This window comes from Bradyrhizobium sp. (assembly GCF_016462955.1).
In the GTDB taxonomy this organism is placed as follows: domain Bacteria; phylum Pseudomonadota; class Alphaproteobacteria; order Rhizobiales; family Xanthobacteraceae; genus Bradyrhizobium.
Genome location: NZ_JAEMSD010000222.1, coordinates 1 through 5,054, shown reverse-complemented (window position 1 = coordinate 5,054; position 5,054 = coordinate 1). Strand labels below are relative to the sequence as shown.

The window sequence follows — 5,054 nt, the reverse complement described above, 5'->3', positions numbered from 1 at the left end:
GGCTCTTCAAGTAAATGGCGATCGCGCGCACATCGGCATCGCTCATTTTCGAGGTCGAGTTGACGACGACCTCCGCCATCGGCCCGCCGGCATGGCTCTTGGCGTTGCGCCCGCTTTGCAGATACTCCGTGATGTCCGCCTCGCTCCACGATTTCAGCCCGGTGCGCACGGCGCCATCGAGGCGCGGGGCAAACCAGCCTCCGACCTCGTTGCCGGAGAGCGCCTGCGCATCCTTGTCGGCGCCGAAATAGTTTTTCGGGGTATGGCAGGCGCCGCAATGGCCAAGGCCGGTGACGAGATAGCCGCCTCGGTTCCAGGCCGTGCTCTTGCTCTGGTCCGGCTCGAACAGGCCGGGCTTGAAATACAGCGCGTTCCAGACCCGCATCAGGCCGCGATAGCCGAACGGCCAGCGCAGCTCCGGCGGCTTGTTGCGGTTCATCACAGGCGTGACCGTGCCGAGATAGGCGCGGATCGCCAGCGTGTCGTCCTTCGTCATGCGCGTGAAGTAGGGATAGGGGAACGCCGGGTAATAGTTCGAGCCGTCCGGCGCGATGCCATAGCGCAAGGCGCGGGTGAAATCGGCGTCGGTCCAGGCGCCGATGCCGGTGTCGCGGTCCGGCGTCAGGTTCGGCGCATAGATCGCACCGAAGGGCGTGTCGATGCGCTTGCCGCCCGCGAACGGTTTGGCCGGATCGGCGGTGTGGCAGCCCGCGCAGTCGCCGGTCTCGACCAGCGCCTTGCCAGTGGCGATCAGCTCGGGCGATGGTTCGGCCGCCGTTGCAGCCGCACTGCACAACGCGAGGCCGGCAAGCGCCAGGCCAGCCAGAATCGTCCGCATCAAAGCCACTCCTGCGACCAATCGCCCGCATCCCGCACGAGGCAGCATGGATTCATTTCGCGATGCCGGGGGTATGGTGACACAAATTGAAAACGCCCAGCGTATTTCAGGCCACTAAATTGCGATTTTGTCCCGGCGGGCTCCCTGGTCCAGATTTGTGATGCGGAGCATGAAATATCCGACATAGAGTGGCGGCGGTGGTCGGCGCGCCCTAGCTAAAAACAACGGGACGGCAACGGCTTAAGTCAGCACGTCCGGAACAGGGCGGCAAAAGAGGACAGCATGGGCATCAACCAGGGTCCGATCAGTCTCGATCAAAAATACACCCAGGAAACCGGACACGTCTTCACCACGGGCATCCAGGCCCTGGTCCGCCTGCCGATGGCCCAGATCCGGCGCGACCGCGCCAACGGCCTCAATACCGCGGGCTTCATCTCCGGTTATCGCGGCTCGCCGCTCGGCGGCTACGACCAGCAGCTGTTCGCGGCCCGCAAGCACCTCGAGCAGTACAACATCAAGTTCCAGCCCGGCGTGAACGAGGACCTCGCGGCCACCGCCGTCTGGGGCTCGCAGCAGCTCAACCTCTCGCCCGGTGCCAAATACGACGGCGTGGTCGGCATCTGGTACGGCAAGGGCCCCGGCGTCGACCGCTGCGGCGACGTGTTCCGCCACGGCAATGCCGCGGGCTCCGCCAAGAACGGCGGCGTGCTCTGCCTTGCCGGCGACGACCACGGCGCAAAGTCCTCGACCGTCCCGCATCAGTCCGACCATGCGTTCATGTCGGCCTTGATGCCGTATCTCTACCCCTCGAGCATCCACGAGATGATCGAGATGGGCCTGCTCGGCATCGCGATGTCGCGCTATTCCGGCTGCTGGGTCGGCATGAAGGTGATCACGGAGACGGTGGAGACCACCGCCGAGATCGATCTCACCGACGAGATGAAGCCCTTCATCATCCCCACCGATTTCGAGCTGCCGCCCGGAGGCCTCAATCTGCGCTGGCCCGACGACCGCTTCGAGCAGGACCGACGCCTGCAGGACTACAAGGGCTTTGCCGCGATCGCCTTTGCCCGCGCCAACAAGGTCAACCGCGTCACCATGGATTCGCCGAACGCTCGCTTCGGCATCATGGCGTCCGGCAAGAGCTATGAGGACGTGCGGCAGGCGCTGCGCGAGCTCGGCATCACCGAGCAGGTCGCCGCGAAAATCGGCCTTCGTCTCTACAAGATCGGCATGCCCTGGCCGCTGGAGCCGGAAGGCGTGCATGAATTCGCCGTCGGCCTCGAGGAGATCTTCATCGTCGAGGAGCGGCGCGAGATCGTCGAGAACCAGGTCAAGCAGGTGCTGTTCAACTGGCGCGACGACGTACGCCCGCGCATCGTCGGCAAGATGGACGAGCACGACAAGCGCTTTTTGACCTTCGCCGCCGAGCTCAGCGTCGCCTCGCTCGCGACCTCGCTGACCGAGCGCCTGCTTCGACTCAACCTCAACCCCGAGATCGCGGAGATGCTCCGCGCCAAGGCCGACTGGTTCAACGGCCGCCAGGCGTCGCAGATGATCCCGACGGCGCCGGTCTCCCGAACCCCGTATTTCTGCTCCGGTTGCCCCCACAACACCTCCACTAAGGTCCCCGAAGGCAGCCGCGCGCTGGCCGGCATCGGCTGCCACTTCATGGCGCTGTGGATGGACCGCTCGACCGAGACCTTCACCCATATGGGCGGCGAGGGCGTGCCCTGGGTCGGCATCGCGCCGTTCACCAACGAGAACCACATCTTCGCCAACCTCGGCGACGGCACTTACTTCCACTCCGGCATTCTCGCCATCCGCCAGGCGGTCGCCTCCAAGGCCAACATCACCTACAAGATCCTCTACAACGACGCGGTGGCCATGACCGGCGGCCAGCGCCATGACGGCGACCTGTCGCCGCAGCAGATCACGCATCAGCTCCACGCCGAAGGCATCCGCGAGATCTACCTGGTCTCGGAGGCGCCCGACACCTATCCGGCGGACACCATCGCGCCCGGCGTCAAGCTGTACCATCGCGACGAGCTGCAAAACGTCATGAAGATGTGCCGGGAGTTCAAGGGCACCTCGGCGATCGTGTTCGTGCAGACCTGCGCCGCCGAGAAGCGCCGCCGCCGCAAGCGCGGCCTGATGGAGGATCCGGCACGCCGCGTCATGATCAACCCGGCGGTCTGCGAAGGCTGCGGCGACTGCTCGGTGCAGTCGAACTGCATCTCGGTCGAGCCGTTGGAGACCGAGTTCAGCCGCAAGCGCGCCATCAACCAGTCGTCCTGCAACAAGGACTATTCCTGCCTGAAGGGCTTCTGCCCGTCCTTCGTCACCGTGGACGGCGGCAAGCCGCGCCACCGCGCGCCTAGCGAGCTCAGCGACATCGGCGAATTGCCCGAGCCGGCCTCGCGGCCGACGCTCGACAAGCCCTACAACATCGCCGTCGGCGGCGTTGGCGGCACCGGCGTACTGACCATCGGCGCACTGCTCGGCATGGCCGCCCATATCGAGGGCAAGGCCTCCATGATCCTCGACATGTCGGGCCTCGCACAGAAGGGCGGGGCGGTGCTCAGCCATGTCCGCCTCTCGGATCATCCGGCGGAGGTGACCTGCTCGCGCATCGTCACCGGCACGGCCGATCTCGTGCTCGCCGCCGACGAGGTGGTCGCGGTCGCCAAGGACACGATCTCGCTCTGCGACACCAGCCGCACCCGCGGCATCATCAACAGCCACGTCATTCCCACCGCCGACTTCGTCCTCAACCGCGACTTCAACTTCCAGACCCGCAAGCTCAACGCGGTGCTGGAGACGGCGCTGCACAAGGACTCGGTGTTCTTCGACTTCACCAGGCCGGCCGAGCAGCTGCTCGGTGATGCCATCGCCACCAATATGATGATGATGGGCTATGCCTATCAGAAGGGCCTGTTTCCGCTGTCGGCGGCAGCGATCGAACAGGCGATCGAGATCAACGGCGTCTCGATCAAGATGAACAAGGAAGCCTTCCGCCTCGGCCGCCTCGCGGTCGCGGACCCTGCGCGCCTTGCCGGCATGCTGAAGGGTACGGATGAGGTCGTCCCGCCCAAGGCCTTGGACGCAATGACGCTCGACGAGGTGATCGAGCATCGCGTCAAGCACCTGACCGCCTACCAGAATGGCCGGCTGGCAAGACGTTATCGCAAGCTGGTCGATCAGGTCCGCGAAGCCGCGGCGAAGGGCGGCTATGGCGATGCGCTGCCGCGCGCGGTCGCGGTGAACTATGCCAAGCTGCTCGCCTACAAGGACGAGTACGAAGTCGCGCGCCTCTACACTGACGGCGCCTTCGAGCAGCAGCTCCGCGACCAGTTCGAGGGCGACTTCAAGTTCAGCTTCAACCTGGCTCCGCCCATCCTGGCGTCCGGCGTCGATGCGCTGGGACGTCCGAAGAAGCGCGCGTTCGGCCCGTGGATGCTGAACGTCTTCCGCGTGCTGGCAAAGTTCAAGTTCCTGCGCGGCACCCCGTTCGACATCTTCGGCCGCAGCGCCGACCGCAAGCTTGAGCGCGACCTGATCGCCGGCTACGAGAAGGACGTCGCCACCATGCTCGGCCTGTTGTCGCCGGTCACGATCGACACCGCGGTCGAGCTGCTCTCGCTGCCCGACCGCATCCGCGGCTACGGCCCGGTGAAGGAGAAGGCAGTCGCCGACGCCAAGGCCCGCTACGCCCAGCTCGCCGCGGACTTGGCCAATCCGCCGCCCGCGCCGAGGCAGATCGCAGCGGAGTAGGCGCTCCCGTAGGGTGGGCAAAGGCGCAAAGCGCCGTGCCCACCCCCTGCCATTGACTACGAAGAAGACGTGGGCACGCTTTCGCTTTGCCCACCCTACAGCACTATCCCTTGCGCCGCCCGTCGGGCAAAACACCCATTGTATCGGTCAATCAGCGCGGGTAAAAACATTCCGCTTTACCGAAATTCGGGATTGTCGTATCCATCCGCCACCTCATCCCTCTCAAAGGGGCGTATCGCGATCGTCACGAAACGCGGGGTGAGCGGCGGTGGGCGCGGGCTGCGTCACACGGGCGATTGTCTCGTGTACGACGGGCGCGGTCTCGCGTACGGCAAAATCGTGTGGTCCTGACGCCCGGGGTCTGTGCGTCAAGTCTTGCGGGTCACTCGCAAGGCGACGGGGGCAATAGTGCATCGCTCCCCGGGGAGAGCACGACATAAGC

The 5,054-nt window shown here is 65.3% G+C and carries 2 protein-coding genes; one reads left to right on the top strand and one right to left on the bottom strand.

Translation table 11 applies throughout. The features are described 5' to 3' along the window. Window positions 1-838: cytochrome c (locus JHD07_RS21630; protein WP_291625596.1), on the bottom strand; the 838-nt coding region annotated here is incomplete at its 3' end. Between the two features lie 282 nt (window positions 839-1,120). Here JHD07_RS21630 and JHD07_RS21625 point away from each other — a divergent pair. Next, window positions 1,121-4,612 carry an indolepyruvate ferredoxin oxidoreductase family protein gene (locus JHD07_RS21625; RefSeq protein WP_291625594.1) on the top strand — a complete coding sequence of 1,164 codons (3,492 nt, stop codon included), beginning with the start codon at window positions 1,121-1,123 and terminating at the stop codon, window positions 4,610-4,612. The last annotated feature ends 442 nt before the right edge of the window (window positions 4,613-5,054 follow it).

Coding starts and splice junctions, on each gene's coding strand:
- JHD07_RS21625 (WP_291625594.1), top strand. CDS start 1,121: ATGGGCATCAACCAGGGTCCGATCAGTCTCGATCAAAAATACACCCAG.